The following is an 18,325-nucleotide window of genomic DNA, read 5'->3' on the forward strand; positions in this document are numbered from 1 at the left end:
GAGAATCTGCTTACCATGAAACTCGCAGTAGGGGAAGTGCTTGTCGCGGTGGCAGGCATTACGGGCAACAGCATGTCGCTCACCGATGGTGATTCCGCCGTCATGCTTACCCGGTACGATGGAGGCGAGGAAAAAATCAACGAGCTGAGAAAGGAGGTGGAAAACAATTGTGATGTATTAGAACCGGCTCCGATCTATCCCAACGAGGAAGAAAGTTTCTGGAAGAGGAAAGCTGTGCAAAATGCAATCCTTGGCATTTACAGCAACTTACGGAGTTATGAGTACAGGCAGTTGCTGCTGGAGAAGATAAGGCTTACGGGGAAAGACTTTGATGAACACCCTGCGTCCGTCATTACTCCGTATGACAGTCATGTGGCCGATGTGTGGAGTGCGGCCTACCTTGTCATCAGCAACGCCAATATGGTGATAAATGCCTTGAAGCCTTTGACGGCTCCTATGAGCGTACCGCTTACATCAACGAGGCGAAAGCCTTGAGATGCATGGTCTATTACAACCTGTCACAACTGTGGGGCAGTGTGCCTTACATTACGGTGCCCGCCACTTCCAACAATTACGATGAAATCCTGCATTCCCCCGTACGGTCACCGCAAGACCTTTGTTGGGGACTGCTCAATGAACTGCAAGACATCACCCGTTTGCCCGGAGGTTGTGTAAAAAGTAAGAATCAAGTGTTCTTTGACATATTGTATTAAAAAGGCAATGCTCTTTATCTCTTTATTTTGGTATTTCTATTGTTGTCCTTTGGCGAATGACCGCTATTAGGTATACTTAATACCCCAATAGTGGACTTGTTGCAATAGTACCTGTATGCTTTGAATGTTAGTCACTCTTCTTAGATTATAGCATGTTGCGTACAAATCTATTTCAGCCTGTACCTTTTCCTTTCCTCTGAGTAGGAGTGGTATTTGCCCCATCCAGTATTTAAGAGTTCCGAAGGGATGTTCTACCCATGTTTTTCGTAAACGTATAAGCGCTTTGTATTTCATCCCCTTACACTTCTTCATATACTGTCTTATGGGTTCGGCATCTGCCCTTCGGTAGATAATCCGGCCTTTTTTTGATGTGGTGCAGAACTTTATCAAGGGACAACCCTTGCAGTCTCTTCCCTGATATTTTCTATAAATCTTTCCATGTTTACGAACTTGCCTGTCTTTAATAGGTAATATCTTTTCTTGGGAGCATATATAATAGTCATTGTCTGCATCATAGGTAAAAAAGATTCCGTGCTCCCGATCTTCTTTAGGAGAATGGTCTCCTTCATTGAAAGGAACGGCAATCACTTTGCCTTCTTCTTCAAGGGCCAGAATCTGTTCTTCATTAGCATAACCGGTGTCGGCAACGGCTTGGGATACTTCTACCTGAAGGTCTTCCTGCATGGCATGAATCGAAGGTTGAAGGTCTTCAAAGTCATTCGGGTGGTCGGTAACCTGCATGGCACCTATCAGGTGATGTTGGGAATCTACCACTGATTGGACATTGTAAGCCGGAACAAAACCGTTACGGGTCTTCATCAGGCGAGCTTCGCGGTCAGAAGGAAAGCTTCTTTGGGAACCTTCATCCAGCATACGCTGTTTTTCCGCCTGAAGTTCTTCAACCTGTTGGCTCAAACGGGCTATCTTCTCCAGTAGGGAGCTCTCCACACCGGCTCGTCCGAGAGTTCGGATAATTGTTCCTGGGCTGTTTCCACCAGATCATTTTCATTAAGCTGGTGCAGATACTTCTCTAAACGGGTATCCAACAAGGCTAACTGTCGATTAATACCATCTAAAGTAAGACCGTCACGATTGGTATTGGCTTTGATTTTACTGCCGTCAACAGCTACCAGTTTGCCTGAAATATAACCGGAACTGACCAGAAAGCGGCGGAAATCAAGGCAACATTCATGAATGCCCGAAGTTTGTTTGGAACGGAAATCGGCAATAGTCTTATGATCAGGATGGAGATTACCCAGAAGCCAGATCAACTCCATATTACGCAGAGTCTCGCGCTCCAGTTTACGGGAAGAACTGATACTGTTTAAATAGCCGTAGACATACAGCTTGAGTAAAGTACCAAAGCTATAAGCCGAACGGCCCGTAGGACTGTTACCTTTATAAGATGAAAAATCAGGGTGCAATTTGATAAACTGATCGACAAAAACATCAATCAGACGAACAGGGTTCTCACAAGAGATATAAGAATCTAAAGACTCGGGAAGAGTCAGTTGATTACGGTCAAAAGGTTGAATATAGCCCATAAAATTAATCCTATTGTTAGCAGAGCAAAGATATAAAATCCTTTTTATACAATATGTCAAAGAACACTTGATTCTTACTTTTTACACAACCTCCCCGAAGGCGGGTGGCGCATCACTATGGAGACCGTCAAGGCCCTCCGTGCCGAAATCGCTTTGAGCCTGGGCTACAATGACGAGGCGGGATACCTGCTTCGCGACTGTCAGTCCGATTTCAGCATTGCGGTCGAGGAATCGTCCGAGCCCGAAATGTACCGCGTTTTCGGTGAAAGCCTTGCGAACTATACACCCGCGAAAACCGCCCTGCTACTCAAAGAGGCCGGTATGGAGGACACTGCGGACAAGTCGGCCCTGCCGGACGAATGGAAAACGCGGAAGCAAGACTGGGGCTATTGGATCATGTTGAAACGGACCGGGCAGGCACAGGCCGTGGCCGGATGCGAAGCCTACGAGCTTCTCATGCCTTTTCCGCAATCCGAAATAAACCTTTTGCCCGCGCTTACGCAAAATCCGGGATATTGACAACAGGGAAGTGCGGCACAAGACATGGACAATTCCGCCCTGTAGGAACTGTATGAACCATGAATACGACACACTGTCAGAACAATATATACCCCTGGCGGGTTCATACCACAGCCGTGGAATGTGGTATTTCCGGCTGTACGAATTAAATCCGCTATCATTTGTTTGTTTTGTTTGCTTATCCATATCCGGGCCAGGCGTGGTTCGGATATGGATATTTGGAATACCGTATTTATCGGAATTCATACCGCGGCTGTCCGTCATCGGGAGGCGGCGTATCATCCGGATAAGGAATTATATACGAAGGGAAGCGGGCATGCGTGCCATAATTTCATCTCAACATCCAACCAGTTTGATATGGCAGTCGGACTGCACGCATAGCAATGATGCCGCCTCCCCGTCGGCAGGGAAGCCGGGATAAGCCCCGGACTTCCCTGCTTTTGTTTTATACCTGCGCGATCGGCCCCGTTCCCGGCCATCCCGCAGTCTCACGTAGGCGTCACTTGCCGGGGGAGCCCACCGGATGCATCCTGATAACGGCGTTACAGAGCCGTGCCGTCTGTTCCTGGTGGGTGATAATGATGAGGGTCTTGCCTTGAATGGTATGTGAAAGCCGTTCCAGCAGCGTCCGTTCGGTATCGGAATCCAGCGAGGAGGTGGGCTCGTCCAGCAGGACGATGTTACCGGGGCGGAGCAGTCCGCGCGCGATGGCTATGCGTTGCGCCTGCCCCTCACTTATGCCCGTTCCCATCTCGCCGCAGGGGTGTCCAGTCCTTGCGGCAGTTCCCGTACAAAATCGGCCGCCGCCGTATGCAACGCTTCCCGCATCTGCCCGTCGGTAGCTTCGGGATTGCCCAACAGCAGGTTGTCGCGCAATGTGCCGCTGACGAGCGTATTCCCCTGCGGGACATACACGAAATTCCCCCGTGTGAGTGGAGAAACGGGCACGGGCCGGGTCTTGTCATACAGCGTGATGTTTCCCCCGTCGGGCTGCAACAAGGCCAGTATCAGCCGTACCAGCGTACTCTTCCCGCTGCCGGTCTCCCCGAGCACGGCGGTCAGGCTCCCCGGCTTGAAATCGTATGTGAAATGTTCCAGCACCTTACGTCTGCCGCCGGGATAGGTAAAAGTAACATTCTCCACACGGACACCAGCCTTGCCACCCAGGATGACAGGCTCGCCCTGTTCCTCCAGCGGCATGGAGTTGAGCTCGTCTATCCTCTCCACGGAAGTCAGTGCGCCGATAAACACCGGAACCTGCCGGGCCAGCTCCACGACAGGGCGTTGTACCTGTGCCACCAGTTGCAGGAAGGCGGCCAGCGTGCCGAATGTTACCGTACCGGTGTCCAGCCCGTATATTCCCCATGCGAAAGCGGTCACATAGCCGAGGGCGAACCCCGCCTGCACCATGATACTTGAAAAGATGGAAAATGAGTTGCGCCGCATCACCAGCCGTTTCAGCCCCGACTGGAGTGAGGACATCGTGTCCGCTGCCACCGGGGTGCATTCCAGGACGGAAATCAGGGTGCGGTGCTGCAGGTTCTCCTGCAGATGGCTTTGCACACGGCTGTCCGTCGCCCGTATCTCACGTGTCAGACGCCGCATCCGCTTCATGTAGAGCTTGCTGCACAGCAACGCCAACGGCATGATAAGCAGGATGACGACAGCCATCCGCCGGTCGAGACAGAACAGGAACAGCGCGGCGCCGGCCAGTTGGAACAGCGTGGTTCCGACCAAGGGGATGGAACCCGCCAGCAGGTCCGTCACGGTACGGACATCCTCCTCCATGCGGTTGAGCATATCGCCGGAATGGAATGTCTCGCGACCGTTCCACCGGCTTTTCAGGATATGTTCGAGCAGATCCTGCCGCAGTCTGTTGCGCAGGCTGATCTCCGTGTGCGCATAGAGACGGCTGACAAGTGCGGACAGCAGCAGTTGCAGGACGATGCATCCCGCCATGGCCGCCAGTCCCAGGATGATGTTCCCGTCCGCCTGATGGGTGGCGGTATCTATCAGGTGCTTGCAGAACCAGACGAACGTGAGGGACACGCCGATGCGAACTGTCCCGGCAAGAATACCCGCCAGAATGGGGGAGCGATATCCCCGTGAGGCGTTCCACAGCCATTCCGCTCCTTCTTTCATACTCATTCCCGCCTTCATATCCATACCCGTCTGTATATGTACAGCAAATACCGGCGAATAGGGAGCAGCCTGCCCCATATCTTCGCCTTGCACCGTTCACCCCCTGCGTCGCAGTCCACATAACGGCCGTTACGGATAATTCTTGTGACAACTCCCGTTATATCGGGAAACCGACAACTTTCCGTTTCCTTTAGATTCCCGTCGCCCATTAGGACAATCTCCGCGCCATGGATGCGGACGATACGGTGCAGCACATACCGGCTGTCGGGCAGGTGTGCCAGGGCGATTTGCCAGACCTGTAACGCCTGTATCCCGGAGGGACGCCGTACAAGCACACTGTCACGCCCTCCGACAATGAAGGGGAGCATGCTGTTTCCCGTAGCCTTCAGCATGACCGACCGTCCGTCGGCCAGCATGTTCTCCACCTCCCCAAGCAATGAGGCGTTGGGGAGCAGAAGCCTGTCGGCATGGGCATGATTGAATGTATCGTCTGTCTTCATTTTCATACTGCAAAAATAGTGAAAATAAACGGAAATAAGCGGCCGCAAACAGCCTTTTTGTAGGGCATCGAACAGAAAAAAGGAAAGGGAGTCTGTTGGTAAACGTCCCAAGTGATAATATAGGTGAAGCTATCAAATTATATGATGAAGCGACTCTGGAGCTTGGAAGGGCTAACGGTTTAACGGCGTAACGCGCTGTTAAACCGTCTGGTTTTCGTTTACCCAAAAGACAACTTGCTGTCCGCAGGAGCGGACCACGTATCTCCAATAATTATTGTGTATCAGACTATTGCGTGGCTATTTTCCTGTGATTTGTTGGGCATTTCCATCAGATATTAGCCGGCTGTTCTCCCCATTAAAGGGTAGATATCTCTTCATAACCATGTGACTTACGCCCATAATTCGAGAATAAGGAGGCGCATATACGGGAAATCTGCCCTTTAATGCCCTATTGTCCAAGCGTAAGGGCAGAGCCGCCAAAGATGAGCGATTTCGGAGAATCTTACGGTCGGAACTCAGCCGTGAAAGAGCTACCCGCCTGGAAGGAAGTTTTGAAACGCAGAAACAACATTATTCACTGGCCAGGATAAAAGCCAGAAACAGGAAAACGGAAGTACTTTGAGTTTTCTTTGGGATACATACAGCCAATGCGGTATGTATGATAGAAAAGGTCGAAAAGAAAAAAAAGAAAGGCAGCATAATCTGACTAAAATAAGAGGAAAAGAGGAGAGGTTTTAACTTCCCCTAAAAAAGATATGTACATAATGCATGGGTGGGAAGAAAAAATAAGAATATGTAAATAATGTTCTATGAAAAAGATAGAAGACTGGGAGAATTGAACGAAAAAATCAAGAGAAAAGCTCACGTAAAGTAAAACTTTTTTCTTAATTTAGAAGAAAGAGGAACATTTACTGAATATCCATAAATAGAGTTAGAGTATGGATGGGGTAATTACAAAACAATCAGAAGAATATATTATGATAATGAGGATGCTTAGAAAATGCTCAAAGGAAATTCTTGAATTTCAGAATTTGCAGGTTCCTGTAGCTAATGAGGTTTATATGACTGGTGAGCAGGTATGTAGTATGTTACATATATCAAGCAGGACTTTGCAAAAGTTGCAGGATGAAAAGGGGATAGCTTATACTGTTATAGGTGGCAAGTTCCTTTATCCTCTTTCCAAATTGCAATCGGTATTGGAAAAAAATTATAGAAGTTATCTTCGTTAAATCAAGTGATGAATTTGTATTTATACTGCTTTTTTCGTATATTTGCAAAAGTAAGTAAAAGTGTAACAGGAAGAAAGTTGCAGCATATATGCGGTGAATTATGCGGTGTCATAGGAATTGAGGATTTATGTAAGATGCTGATAATGAGTAAGGAACCTTAAAGTTAATCGTTCCCTGTCTCTCCGCAGAACCTACTGGACAAAACAGGACAGTAAGTGGACAAAAACCTACAAATCAGCGATTTGTAGGTTTTTTTTATTGCCTATAAGTCTTGTTTCCAAGACAACAAAAGGACTATAAAAGACATAGTTTCGTTACTAAATCGTTACCTATTCCCTACCGGACAAAAACGGTAACGATTTGTCCCGAAATGACCGCAGAAAGTCTGAATTTGTCCACCGTCTATCTATCTCACATTTAACAAGTTATTAGTAGTTTTGCAACTTAAAAATGTGAGGTTATGAAGAGTACATTTAAAGTCCTTTTCTATTTAAAGAAAGGCTCTGAAAAAAAGAACGGTGAAGTTATGATTATGGCAAGAATTACCATTGACGGTAAACTTTGCCAGTTCAGCACAAAACAAAGCATTTTGCCTGATAGCTGGAATATCGCAGCAGGAAAAGCCAAAGGTAAGGATGCAGGTAAAATCAATGCTTTATTAGATGATATAAAAGCATCCCTGAACAATATCTACCACGAACAACAACGGCGTGACAATTATGTAACAGCCGAAAAGGTGAAGAATGAATTTTTGGGACACAGTGAGAAACACGAAACCGTCCTTACCCTTTTCAAAAAGCACAATGATGATGTTAAGCAGTTGGTCGGCATATCTAAAACGATTGCTACCTACCGTAAATATGAAGTGACCCGCCGCCATCTTGCCGAGTTCATCCAAAGCAAATATAATGTATCGGATTTTGCGATAAATGAAATAACACCGATGTTCATTACAGACTTCGAGTTATATTTGCGTACTACCTGTAAATGTGGTTATAACACGACCGCCAAGTTCATGCAGTTTTTCAAACGTATCATCCTGATTGCCCGTAATAATGGCATTTTGATAGGCGACCCATTCGCCAGTTATAAAATACGTTTGGAAAAAGTGGATAGGGGTTACTTGTCAGAGGATGAAATAAAAATCATCCTTAAAAAGAAGATGGTTTCTGAACGGTTGGAAAACGTCAGGGACTTGTTTATCTTTTCCTGCTTCACTGGTTTGGCTTACATAGATGTTGCCAATCTTACGCAAGATAATATTCGTAAATCCTTTGACGGTAATTTATGGATAATCACCAAACGTCAAAAAACTAACACGGACGTAAATGTTCCTTTGCTGGATATTCCCAAAATGATATTGAAGAAGTATAAAGGTAATTTGCCTGATGGTAAGATACTTCCTGTAATCAGCAATCAGAAATTAAATGCGTATTTGAAAGAAATTGCGGATGTTTGCGGGATTAAAAAGAACTTGACATTTCACCTTGCAAGGCATACTTTTGCAACGACAACTACTCTTGCAAAAGGTGTACCGGTTGAAACTGTTAGTAAGATGCTGGGACACACCAACATAGAAACCACACAGATATACGCCCGCATTACCAATAACAAGATAAGTAACGATATGCAGGGACTTGACAAGAAATTTGTCGGCATTGAAAAAATCTACAAAGAAGTATCTATGAAATAGGTATATAGGGGAACTTATCACAATTTGTGATAAGTCCCTTTATGCTTCCAATTACTCACCATTAAATAATAACATTATGGACTTACAAATCATCCAAAACAAAATCTTTGAGGTCAGAGGTTGCCGGGTCATGCTCGATTTCCATTTGGCAGAACTTTATCAAGTTGAAACAAGAGCTTTGAAACAGGCAGTTAAAAGAAACTTATCCCGTTTTCCCAGTGACTTTGCTTTTCAGCTAACAAAGGATGAATGGCAGGGACTTATCACAAATTGTGATAAGTTCCCTGAAAATATCCGGCACACACCGACCCCGCCTCTCGCATTTTTGGAGCAGGGTGTCGCCATGCTTAGTAGTGTCTTACGCAGTCAGACTGCCATAGACGTGAATATTTCCATCATGCGTGCTTTCGTCCTCATGCGGCAAATGTCAATCGGTTACGAGGAACTTCTTAAACGCATCGAAGAACTGGAACAGAGTACGGATGCACAATTCAGCGAGGTTTACCAAGCACTTACCCAATTACTAAGTAAACCTGACCCAAAGCCACGCAAACCGATAGGATATAGAACCTATGATGAATAACGGTTTAAGGTATTCGGTTGTCTAAGGGGTGTCATCAGTGATACCCCTTTTTCAGTTCCCTAAAGTAATGTATCTCAATCACAAATTTTAGCAAAGTTACAGCCCGGCAGGGACAAATACCAAATCCGAGCCGTTCCGGTTTTCTAAAAAATCTCCACACCTACGGGTCGTATTTTTTGAAAAGATTAGGTTGAAGTCCCCGCCAAACTGTGGGTGTCCGGCAAAATTTCTTATTGTTTAATTTAAAATTCAAGTGTTATGAAAACAACAGAATTTACCATGCCGGAAATCACTATCTCTTATAAAGACAATGTAAAAGCATCCGAAAGAGTGAAAATACTCTCATCCGAAACGTCCTATACTTATCTGAAACCGTTCTATGCGGAATGTATGGAACACCACGAAGAAAGTTATGTAATGTTCCTCAATCGGGCAAACAAGGCTTTAGGCATTTCCCTTATCTCTAAAGGCGGCATGGCTGAAACAGTAATGGACGTGAAAATCATCCTGCAAACCGCCTTAAAAGTCCATGCTTCGGGGATAGTCCTTTCACATAACCACCCATCGGGCAATCTACGTCCGAGCGAACCGGATAAAAAAATAACTACCAAAATAAATGAAGCCTGCAAGGTCTTGGATTTACACCTGTTAGACCATATCATCTTAACAGAAGAAAGCTATTACAGTTTTGCAGACGAAGGGCTTTTATAAGCCCTTTTTTTACTCTCTCATTACCCAATACAAAAAGCCTGATGGCTTTTACTTCTATCCTCTTAAACAAGAGAAAAATTTTCCCTAAAACTGATTGGAACATTGTCAAAGGTATATCCGTGCCTGTTACTGTTCAAATTATTTTTTAGAAATCTCCACACCTACGGGTAGTATTTCATAAATAATAATTTGCCCTGTACCATTCCCGAACCTTTGAAAAGACAATGTTCCCATTCAGTTAAAGGAAAAATTTATGTGGTGGGCGACAAGCGATGTAAACAATTAAAATTCAAAAGTCATGGAAACAGTAACTTTATCAGAAGCAAGAGTTTATGTAGGTACTTACAACAAGTATAACAGTGGTTCACTTTTCGGCAAGTGGTTAGACCTTTCCGATTATTCGGACAAGGACGAATTTATGGAAGCGTGCCGGGAACTGCACAAGGACGACCAAGACCCGGAATTTATGTTTCAGGATTACGAGAATATCCCGGAAGCCCTGATTTCCGAAAGTTGGCTTTCCGATAAGTTCTTTGAGCTTCGGGATGCCATCGAAAAACTAAGTGAAACCCAGCAGGAAGCGTTTTTCGTATGGTGCGACCACCACAACAACGATATAAGCGAAGAAGATGCGGACGACCTTATTTCTTCTTTTGAGGATGAATATCAGGGAGAATATAAAGACGAGGAAGATTACGCCTATGAAATTGTAGAGGAATGTTACGACCTGCCGGAGTTCGCAAAGACCTACTTTGATTATTCGGCTTTTGCCCGTGACCTGTTTATGACTGATTACTGGATGGATAATGGTTTTGTTTTCCGTTGCGCCTGATTACTAACCGGGTGGAGCAATCCACCCACAACACACCAAGACAATGAAAGTATATAATAAGATAACGACTTTTTTACGGTGGTTCATACTTGCTTTTATCATCTATCAGGCAGCCACCAGCACCACCGGAATATGGATAGCCCTAATTATAGGCTTTTTTATTATCCGGTTCGTTCTCCGGCTGTTTATCTCTGCCGTTTACCTGCTTTGTATGGCGTTTATTTTCATTGTGCTGCTTTCACTTCTGATTATCTGATAACTCATTGTAAATTATAGTAGTATGGAAACTTTAAACAAAAACGGGGTAAGCATTACTCAAACACCGGGAGAAGAAAAATATGTAAAATGCTGTTTAGGCGCATTTAGGGGGCAAATCTATTATCAATATGATTACTGCCATTTCAATGATAACCTATTTTCTATATTAGGTAAATATTATCGACTACAGAATGATTGGTTGAAAACTCAAAAGTAAAAAGAAAATCCGGCAGGAGAAATCTAGCCAGACTTCTTTCTTTTGTGAGCCAAAGCGGAAAAGAAAGTAGTAAAGAAGCCTTATCCAGTAAGTAATATTAAACAGGAGAACCTAAACTCCAATTAACCAGCCATTTATTTAATGCCTTTATATTATCTATATTTTGAAAATAATCTATACCATCAGACCCCATCATATATATAGGTATACCTGCCTTGTATTCTCTAAAGTAATACGCTATGGCTTCAAAATACACTTGTGGTGTAGGAATACAAATACAAAAATGGTGTGTTCTAAGTTTAGTCAATGAATAAATTATAAAAAAACCTCTGTACACATTGCTATTTGAAAAGTAGATACCATCTTTTACGCTAATAGAAGTTTGTTTTGTCCACAGACTTTCAGGAATAATATGCTTTGCTGGATTTAATATTTGTTCTCTTATCCTATCATAGAAGCTATTTAAAAGAAAAGAATATCCAAAACGAGCAAAAAGTATAATATACGCATTCTTTAAAATTGCCGTAGATACTTTTTTCATGTCAATTTTCAGAGGATGGTTCTGTATATCTATAATACCTCCTACTGTTAATTTAGAAAGATGATTTGTTAAAGCTTTAGGGTTGTTTATCTTATTAGGAATAATCATCTTTAATTCTTTAGTATTTCCAACTTCTAAATTTGCATTTATAGTAGTTTCATCATCGAAGATTTTAACTCGTCTATTAGAACCCGGAAGAAACTCTTGTTCTTCTAAATAGGTAATAAAATTCACAAGATGAATATCTGTTTCATGTCCACAAGTGTTATTGCATTTTTTACACGTTATAGCAATTTTCTTTCCACCTAAAGATGCTTGAGGTGCATCTTCCATCGATAGTTTATTTAATTGTTCTTTATTAAAACTATTTAAGCAAATAGGACAAATGTATTCACCCGTTCTTTCAATTAGTCCATTTTGGCGTAATAACTCCAATTGACCTGCATATATACTAAATACATTATCAATGTTTGGCATAACTGTATTTTTGAGTTTCACACTGGAGACATCATATAAAACAAGATTGATAATGTCAGCCTTGTTTTATTGTTTATAAGTTAAAAAGTGAATCTATTTCTGAATCATCTATTGACTGCATAAGAAATTGGTTCTCTATATTTTGAATAAAATCAGAAACTTTCTGAGCCAATATTGAAACATCATCCTTGCTAATATCACGAAGATTTCCATTTTTATCCTTGCCATTTCGATGAACTATATCATGGCGAATACTAATGCATTTCATTAATTCAGACACATCACCTAAATCAACGCTTAAAGTTGTTTTATAGATGTTCTTAACACGAGGAAGATTATGATATATAATATCACGTAATGTCTTTTTTATATAGGAATCCAAATTTTCCATTTGCTTAAAAATATCTGAGATAGATATTTTAGAGTCGTTGAAGTCCTTAAAGTTTTCTACAAATAGCCGTTTATTATCTTCTGAAGACAATACTTTTTGAATAAGTCTATCACTCAAATATGCTTCCATACTACTGATAACATTAGCATATAAAGTACGGTACAATAATTTACGTGAAATCTCGTCTAAGGCATCTATTTTATCTAAAACATCAATTGTTTCTACAACATGTTCATCAAAGAACGATGATTTAAATTCTTCATAGTAATCATCCTCTGGAAACTCCTCTTCTACCGAAACATCATCTACGTCTGATATTTCCCCATCGCCTCCATATATTCCATTATTTATTGTTATGTCAAATATATGTCCACAATTTGAACATTCATGTTCATACTCATCATAATTGCAACTATCTCGATGATTTTCTGCTGCAAAATCAGGCGTAGGAACAGAAAGTGCATCTGTTTCATTTTCAGTACCACATTCAGGACACTTGAATTTTAGTACCACATAATCCGCTATTGGGTTGAAATCAAAAGAAGCCATATATAATTCATTTTTAATACTTAAACTTTTATACAAAAGTAGATAAAAAGAAACACTCAACAATATATTGCTGAATGTTTCTTAACACATTTACACAAAAAGGTTATTCCTCCTCTTTACTGCTATCATTATTGAACGAAAATGTAAGCTGCTGCAACTGCCCGAAGCTGTCCTGAAAATACACATCTACCGTTTGCTGGTCGGTGGATGCAGAGGTATAGTAAAGCCGGAATGTTTCACCCGGAAGCGGGTACAGGTCATTCGGCAGTAAAACCGTCCCATCGGACATTTTCAGCGTTCCCGCCCCGTCCGGCTGGAAATAGCGGATGAAATACTTTGTTTCCTCAAACCGCCCGTCCCGGTGAAGCTGACACCTGATTTCGGCGGTTTCACCCACTTTTAATTTTTTCGGCACTGGCATCGTTTCGATACTAAACGGGTAAGACTGCTGTATATCCACATCGTCATTACACGCACCCACCAATAACAAGGCGGCCATTACATAGCAGCCTATCAAAATGCGGCTTATAATCTTTCTCATATACATTATATATAATAGATTAGTTTATCACATTATTATCTTTAGACCGATACCAAACTGTGTATGGAACTTTCCGACTGAAGAACCGAACAGGCATCTTTCCCTTGCGTTAATCAGGAACACCACCCGGTCGGTAATGTAACTTTCCAGTTCCAGCGTCAGCGCACCGCCATAGACAAAACCGTCCTTATCGGTCAGGGTCGAGCCATCGGGCAGCAATTTATCGCCCCAGTTGCTTGTTTCATACCCGGCAAGTGCGGACAATCCCAGTGAAAGAAAAAAGGTTTTCTTCCGGTCTGAAAGGAAATTCAGATAGTAACCGCCCTCGCCTGTAAACTGGCTGACTGGTATTTGCAAATCCTTATAGGGGTAATGCTTTTCGAGGTATTCCCCGCCGATAACCCACCTGTTCCCGTTTTTGGTATAGGTACTCATGGCAGCCCCGAAGTAATAGGCGAAATCGCTTTTACTGTTCCAGTGAACACCGTCCGCCATGCCGCCCGTAACCTGCAAGCCTTTCATTCCCGGCAGACATCTTTGTGCGTGTGCCTGGTTGAAAGTCAGGCACAGCACAAAAAGGGATATAATACAACATATCCTTTTCATGTTCATTTGATTTTAAGTTCGTTAATCACTTTGGCAGCCACTACATCCGAATTTTCCACCCGGATAGTTTGGTGTCTGCCCCCGTTCTTTTCCACCAGTTCGATGACTAATATCTTATCGTCAGGGATAGTGAACTGCGGAACGGTGTACACGGTGCGGACGGTACTTTTGCCGCCGATAACCAGTATCTCGTTATAGCTCCGCACCGGGTCGATAACGGTTTCCTGAATAGCCGTTCTTTTGGCTACTTTCTTATCCACAATCTTGAAACGGATAAAGTCGGTATCAAACGGCACGTTTGAACTGTTCTTTGTTTGTGTGTGGAAGTAGAACAGCCCGTTATGCGAATAAATCCCCTTTACCAAGAACTGCACCCCGAACCGTTTGCATCCCAAATGCTTTATTTCCCGGTCATTGTTCTTGTAGATGGACTGCATAATCAGCTTTACCAAAAGCGGGCTTTCGTTACCCAGTTCACGGAAATAGATGTTCATCCGGGTATGGCTGAAATCCGTTGTGTCCTCATTCTCCAAGAAGTCTTTCATTTCGATGTTCAGCATTTCCGGTTCGTGTGCGTATTTTGCGTTAAAACTGTAAAAGCTGCCATCCTCACAGATAACGGAAAAATTGGTTTCACCGGGAAAGCCCTCTGTCGTAGCCTTGACCCTGACAACATTTTCCGCCCCGTCCGCTTTTCCGGCAATAATGTAGTTACTGCCTAAGTCCACGTACTTAACGGCAGACGGGAAAATGATATGTACCGTTTTGGCGAACGTCACCTGTACGCCGTAAGGTGTCACCATTTGGCGGTAAGGCAGCTTTTTAGTAATGCCCTGATACAAATCGTTACTTTGTGCTTTCATTGAAACCACGCCCAAGAGTAGGGCGAACATGATAATTAACTTTTTCATTTTGGATTGAAATTTTTATGGTTGATAAATAAATTACTGTTGTTTGGCGTAAAGCATCACCTGATAGTTCGCTTTCAGGTGTACTTTTACCGTTCTGAACTTCTTGGCAAGGTATTGCGAACCGCCTTGCATCAAGCCCCTTGTAATATCCATTGCGACCTGCTGCCCGGCACTTTGCGCAAATGAAATGCTCGTACCCAGTCCCGCACCGATGTTCGCCATCGCTTCCTTTGCCGCTTCCTGTTCCAGTGACGAGGGAACGGAAAGCCCCTTTTGCCCGTCACTGTCGTAAACGGCAAGTTCCACCGGAATGATGTTACCCGCATATTCGAGCGAGGACACCAGTATGTCGAGCCGTTCCCCCTGCACTTTGGCACTTCCTGAAACAAGGCTGTTTTTCGGGACAATCACGTTCCCCGCCTGTAACGGTTCTAACAGCCGGAGCTTGACGGTCTGCCCGTCCATAAGTGTTTGGTCGTTATGAACACACGCCCGGATAGTGTTTTTTCCTATCGAATAACCACTGCCGACCGCCGTATTAAACCCGTAATTGCGTGGCTTGCTGTATTCGGCGACAAATTCGGCGTTGCTCATGGGCTGCTGCAATCCTGAAACCGTCCTGTCCGATACCGATTTTACAGGTGTGGCATTTCCTTTGCCCTGAACAGGTGCGGACGGTGCGACCTGTGCAATCTGTCCCGGTTGCGGTGGTACGCTTTGCCCGTTCTGTCCGTTCATATACTTTGCCGCCAGTTCGTAGGACTTTTCCATAAGTGCAACCTGTTCATCCATGTTGCCCGCACCGCTTTCTTTCGCATCGAGCCGGGCAGTGAGTTCTTCCACCTGACGTTTCAGTTCCTCTTTTTCCTTGTCCTCTTTCGGCGTTTCGTAGAAACTGCCTAACTGACGGTTCATGTCCCAGTAAGCTGCCGCCGAAGATTGGATAGAGGAACGGCTATTGTTCGGCGCACCCGCCCCGAAGTCTATTACATTGGTTTTCGGTTTTTCTGCCGGAGCATCATCTATCAGGGTCAAATCTTCCCCGTTCCCGTTTTCCTCTCCGAGCGAAAAGGCAAAATCCTGTAAGGAGCGCATCTTGTCCGCCTGTTTGTTCTCCATTTGTTCCTGTTCGTAGGCGGTCTTTTTATCGCTGATTATCCCGTCCCCTTTGGGTTGCGGAATATCGGCGTTAAATCCGCCCACGTTTTCCACCTTTGCTTCGTCCTTATCGGACGGTGCAAAAATCAGGTATATAGACCCTAAGAAAACCAGTCCCATAAGCGGGTAAACCAGCATCTTTTTTCGTTGCTGTATCTGCTGTGGGGTCAGTTCCTTTTTTTCCTTTCCCTGTTTTTCAGGTTCTTTTCCCTTTGCCGTTTCCGGTGTGGGAACTTCATTCTTCACTTCTTTTTCTTCCATTGTCTGACTGATTAAAAATGTTCGTACTGTCTTTACTTTGTAACTGCAACTGCCTGATGTGTTCTATCCGTATGGTTTCGCCATCCTCTTTTCCTATCCGGTAAATGGATGATACCGTAAAGTAGATGGATAGCCCGCCGAAGAACAGGAGCATAAGCAGGATTACCGCCAGCCTTATTTCCGGTGTCATGCGCCCGCACAGGCGGCGGAGTTTTTCATCCGCCCAGTCCTGCACATGGGTAATTGCCTGATTCACCGGAGAGAGAATTTTCCGTATCATGGCTTACCGCTTTATGGTGTTCAAGTCCTTGTTTTCCGTTATCTCGAAACTTTCCATCATAAAGCCGTGCGGGTTATTATCACTTCTTACGGCGTTTAATAACCGGCAACGGGTGACAAGGCTTCTTTCCGTCACGCTGCTTTCACGGATAATCATTTGGCGGGCATAGGTAGCCACCGCATACGGGTACACATCGAAATTGCATGAAACGCTGTCTATCTGTATGGTCTGGCTGATATTGCCCGAAATGATACGGTTGTAATATCCCTTTTCCGAGAGGTCACGGTAATAGTTAAATGCGCTCTTGTCGTCGAGGAACAGCGACCGTTTGATATTGCTTTCGATAGCGTTCTTATCCGGTGAGAGCGTGAAAAAGAGTTCGTGAAAACGCTTCACGTGTTCCCTTGCTTCGACCGGACGGTTTTGTGTCAGGTCTTGCGAAAGCGCAAGCATCAACGATTTGCCACCGTCCAGCACATAAATCTTTTGCCGTTGCGCTTCGGCAAACGTGTAGGAGTTCCAAACGGCATACCCCGTTATCAGGGTACACATAACGACAAACACAATCCCGAAAAGACGTATCTGTTTGAAACTGGTTTCAATGTTCTTTAAACTTTTAAATTCCATCTTGATTTTTAATTATTGATTACCTTTGATTAGTTTACCGCCGACCCTGCCGCCAGCGTTCCCGGTGGCTGCTCCGGCTACCGCACCAACGCCACTGCCCGTTTTATTGGCTGCACTGTTTATATTCCGGCTCATGTTGCCCATTCCGCCCGCCTGAATAATCCAGTTCGATACGGTGGGGATGGTGAAGTAACCGATGATACCGATTATCATAAAGATTATGTACACTGAATTGCTGCTATCGGGTACAAAATTGGGGTCTGATAGCTCCTGAATATCCTTTTGGAGCATAAGCACCTGTATTCGGGCAAGAATGGAACTGAACAGGTCTGAAACGGGTAGCCACAGGTAAACGGAAATGTACCTTGTTATCCATTGGGTCAGTGTCGCCTGAAAGCCATCATATACACTGATGGCAAAGGCTATCGGACCCAGTATGGCAAGGACAATCAAGAAAAAGGTTCGGATAGTGTCTATCACGAGGGCTGCCGATTGAAAGAGCAGTTCCAACAATTCCCTGAACCAGTCCCGGACGGATTGCTTGATATTGTGGGCTGCCCTATCCATGTACATACCGCCCATTGTGGCAATATCTTTGGCAGACCATCCCAATTCGTCAATCTGTTTATCAAACGCTTCATCCGAAACAAGGTAAGCCGTTTCCGGATTACGCACCATCGCTTCATATTCCAGTTTGTCCTTTTGTTCCCGGTAGGCGTTCATATCGAAAGTTTGCGTTTCGAGCATATTGTTACACCCCTTGACTACTGGCGACATCACGCTGTTAATCGTACCCAGTACGAATGTGGGGAAGAACATAATACAGAAACCAATCACAAAAGGACGGAGCAAAGGGTAAACGTCTATCGGTTCGGCACTGGCGAGCGACTGCCATACTTTGGCAGCCACATAGAACAAAGCCCCCAGTCCCGCTATTCCTTTGGCTACCCCCGCCATGTTCCCGCATAACGGCATCATATCCGTGTATAAACTACGGAGTATCTGATGCAGGTTATCAAATTCGATTGCTAATAACATACTA

25 protein-coding genes and 1 pseudogene are annotated in these 18,325 nt (G+C 44.3%); 12 read left to right on the plus strand and 14 right to left on the minus strand.

The window, feature by feature from the left end; genetic code table 11:
- The first annotated feature begins 15 nt into the window (after positions 1-15).
- Both BT_RS00310 and BT_RS00315 read left to right on the plus strand, forming a co-directional pair.
- On the plus strand, positions 16-495 hold the full coding sequence (locus BT_RS00310; RefSeq protein ID WP_011107081.1) for a hypothetical protein: 480 nt from the start codon (positions 16-18) through the stop codon (positions 493-495).
- 5 nt (positions 496-500) lie between these two features.
- Positions 501-713 carry a hypothetical protein gene (locus BT_RS00315; protein ID WP_032851337.1) on the plus strand — a complete coding sequence of 71 codons (213 nt, stop codon included), beginning with the start codon at positions 501-503 and terminating at the stop codon, positions 711-713.
- 66 nt (positions 714-779) lie between these two features.
- Here BT_RS00315 and BT_RS24475 read toward each other — a convergent pair whose 3' ends face one another.
- Both BT_RS24475 and BT_RS24480 read right to left on the minus strand, forming a co-directional pair.
- The gene (locus BT_RS24475) at positions 780-1,661 is read right to left on the minus strand and encodes a transposase (RefSeq protein ID WP_032851336.1); all 882 of its coding nucleotides are present in this window, start codon (positions 1,659-1,661) and stop codon (positions 780-782) included.
- Positions 1,634-2,257 carry a transposase gene (locus tag BT_RS24480; protein ID WP_011107083.1) on the minus strand — a complete coding sequence of 208 codons (624 nt, stop codon included), beginning with the start codon at positions 2,255-2,257 and terminating at the stop codon, positions 1,634-1,636. The genes BT_RS24475 and BT_RS24480 overlap by 28 nt, the downstream gene beginning before the upstream one ends.
- A gap of 117 nt (positions 2,258-2,374) precedes the next feature.
- Here BT_RS24480 and BT_RS00330 point away from each other — a divergent pair, with 117 nt between their 5' ends.
- Both BT_RS00330 and BT_RS00335 read left to right on the plus strand, forming a co-directional pair.
- Positions 2,375-2,776: a RagB/SusD family nutrient uptake outer membrane protein gene (locus BT_RS00330; RefSeq protein WP_032851334.1), complete on the plus strand. Its 402-nt coding sequence runs from the start codon at positions 2,375-2,377 to the stop codon at positions 2,774-2,776.
- 210 nt (positions 2,777-2,986) lie between these two features.
- Positions 2,987-3,157 carry a hypothetical protein gene (locus tag BT_RS00335; RefSeq protein ID WP_015532627.1) on the plus strand — a complete coding sequence of 57 codons (171 nt, stop codon included), beginning with the start codon at positions 2,987-2,989 and terminating at the stop codon, positions 3,155-3,157.
- Between the two features lie 118 nt (positions 3,158-3,275).
- On the opposite strand, the gene BT_RS24805 is transcribed toward BT_RS00335, so the two are convergent.
- From BT_RS24805 to BT_RS00345, 3 genes are read right to left on the minus strand one after another with little or no spacing between them, the layout of a single operon-like run.
- Positions 3,276-3,527: an ATP-binding cassette domain-containing protein gene (locus BT_RS24805; protein ID WP_011107085.1), complete on the minus strand. Its 252-nt coding sequence runs from the start codon at positions 3,525-3,527 to the stop codon at positions 3,276-3,278.
- Positions 3,512-4,942, minus strand: a complete 1,431-nt coding sequence (locus tag BT_RS00340) for an ABC transporter ATP-binding protein (protein ID WP_011107086.1) — start codon at positions 4,940-4,942, stop codon at positions 3,512-3,514. The genes BT_RS24805 and BT_RS00340 overlap by 16 nt, the downstream gene beginning before the upstream one ends.
- Positions 4,933-5,286 (minus strand): hypothetical protein, encoded by a 354-nt coding sequence (locus tag BT_RS00345; protein ID WP_225629875.1) that lies wholly within the window; start codon positions 5,284-5,286, stop codon positions 4,933-4,935. Before BT_RS00345 ends, BT_RS00340 begins: the two co-directional genes overlap by 10 nt.
- A 592-nt stretch (positions 5,287-5,878) precedes the next feature.
- Between BT_RS00345 and BT_RS24875 the strand changes: the two are divergent.
- The 8 genes and pseudogenes from BT_RS24875 to BT_RS00385 form a co-directional block, all read left to right on the plus strand.
- A pseudogene (locus BT_RS24875) lies at positions 5,879-6,124 on the plus strand (DDE transposase); the annotation flags it as partial.
- 232 nt (positions 6,125-6,356) lie between these two features.
- The gene (locus BT_RS00355) at positions 6,357-6,647 is read left to right on the plus strand and encodes a helix-turn-helix domain-containing protein (protein WP_009039935.1); all 291 of its coding nucleotides are present in this window, start codon (positions 6,357-6,359) and stop codon (positions 6,645-6,647) included.
- A 460-nt stretch (positions 6,648-7,107) separates the two neighbouring features.
- Positions 7,108-8,340 (plus strand): site-specific integrase, encoded by a 1,233-nt coding sequence (locus tag BT_RS00360; protein WP_011107088.1) that lies wholly within the window; start codon positions 7,108-7,110, stop codon positions 8,338-8,340.
- 76 nt (positions 8,341-8,416) lie between these two features.
- Positions 8,417-8,923, plus strand: a complete 507-nt coding sequence (locus BT_RS00365) for an ORF6N domain-containing protein (protein WP_011107089.1) — start codon at positions 8,417-8,419, stop codon at positions 8,921-8,923.
- Positions 8,924-9,181: 258 nt separating this feature from the next.
- Entirely contained in the window at positions 9,182-9,634 is a 453-nt protein-coding gene (locus tag BT_RS00370) for a JAB domain-containing protein (RefSeq protein WP_011107090.1), read from the plus strand.
- Positions 9,635-9,932: 298 nt separating this feature from the next.
- The gene (locus BT_RS00375; protein ID WP_011107091.1) at positions 9,933-10,466 is read left to right on the plus strand and encodes an antirestriction protein ArdA; all 534 of its coding nucleotides are present in this window, start codon (positions 9,933-9,935) and stop codon (positions 10,464-10,466) included.
- Positions 10,467-10,509: 43 nt separating this feature from the next.
- Positions 10,510-10,722 (plus strand): hypothetical protein, encoded by a 213-nt coding sequence (locus BT_RS00380; protein ID WP_011107092.1) that lies wholly within the window; start codon positions 10,510-10,512, stop codon positions 10,720-10,722.
- A 24-nt stretch (positions 10,723-10,746) separates the two neighbouring features.
- Entirely contained in the window at positions 10,747-10,941 is a 195-nt protein-coding gene (locus BT_RS00385) for a DUF3873 domain-containing protein (RefSeq protein WP_011107093.1), read from the plus strand.
- Positions 10,942-11,038: 97 nt separating this feature from the next.
- Here the strand turns inward: BT_RS00385 and BT_RS00390 are convergent, their stop codons facing one another.
- The 9 genes from BT_RS00390 to traJ all read right to left on the minus strand — a co-directional run bounded on the left by BT_RS00390 (position 11,039) and on the right by traJ (position 18,321).
- A complete protein-coding gene (locus tag BT_RS00390) occupies positions 11,039-11,959 on the minus strand; it encodes a hypothetical protein (protein ID WP_011107094.1) in 921 nt (306 codons plus the stop codon).
- Between the two features lie 73 nt (positions 11,960-12,032).
- Positions 12,033-12,899, minus strand: a complete 867-nt coding sequence (locus BT_RS00395) for a hypothetical protein (protein WP_011107095.1) — start codon at positions 12,897-12,899, stop codon at positions 12,033-12,035.
- A gap of 103 nt (positions 12,900-13,002) precedes the next feature.
- Complete coding sequence (locus BT_RS00400; protein WP_011107096.1) at positions 13,003-13,446, minus strand: DUF3872 domain-containing protein; 444 nt, start codon at positions 13,444-13,446, stop codon at positions 13,003-13,005.
- A gap of 21 nt (positions 13,447-13,467) precedes the next feature.
- Entirely contained in the window at positions 13,468-14,046 is a 579-nt protein-coding gene (locus tag BT_RS00405; protein ID WP_010992388.1) for a conjugal transfer protein TraO, read from the minus strand.
- Between the two features lie 2 nt (positions 14,047-14,048).
- Complete coding sequence (gene traN, locus BT_RS00410) at positions 14,049-14,957, minus strand: conjugative transposon protein TraN (protein ID WP_011107097.1); 909 nt, start codon at positions 14,955-14,957, stop codon at positions 14,049-14,051.
- A gap of 33 nt (positions 14,958-14,990) precedes the next feature.
- A complete protein-coding gene (traM, locus tag BT_RS00415) occupies positions 14,991-16,376 on the minus strand; it encodes a conjugative transposon protein TraM (protein WP_011107098.1) in 1,386 nt (461 codons plus the stop codon).
- Positions 16,351-16,656: a TraL conjugative transposon family protein gene (locus BT_RS00420; RefSeq protein WP_011107099.1), complete on the minus strand. Its 306-nt coding sequence runs from the start codon at positions 16,654-16,656 to the stop codon at positions 16,351-16,353. Before BT_RS00420 ends, traM begins: the two co-directional genes overlap by 26 nt.
- A gap of 3 nt (positions 16,657-16,659) precedes the next feature.
- A complete protein-coding gene (traK, locus tag BT_RS00425; RefSeq protein WP_011107100.1) occupies positions 16,660-17,283 on the minus strand; it encodes a conjugative transposon protein TraK in 624 nt (207 codons plus the stop codon).
- A 12-nt stretch (positions 17,284-17,295) separates the two neighbouring features.
- The gene (gene traJ / locus BT_RS00430) at positions 17,296-18,321 is read right to left on the minus strand and encodes a conjugative transposon protein TraJ (RefSeq protein ID WP_011107101.1); all 1,026 of its coding nucleotides are present in this window, start codon (positions 18,319-18,321) and stop codon (positions 17,296-17,298) included.
- Positions 18,322-18,325 lie beyond the last annotated feature (4 nt).

It is taken from the genome of Bacteroides thetaiotaomicron VPI-5482 (genome assembly GCF_000011065.1).
Lineage (GTDB): Bacteria > Bacteroidota > Bacteroidia > Bacteroidales > Bacteroidaceae > Bacteroides > Bacteroides thetaiotaomicron.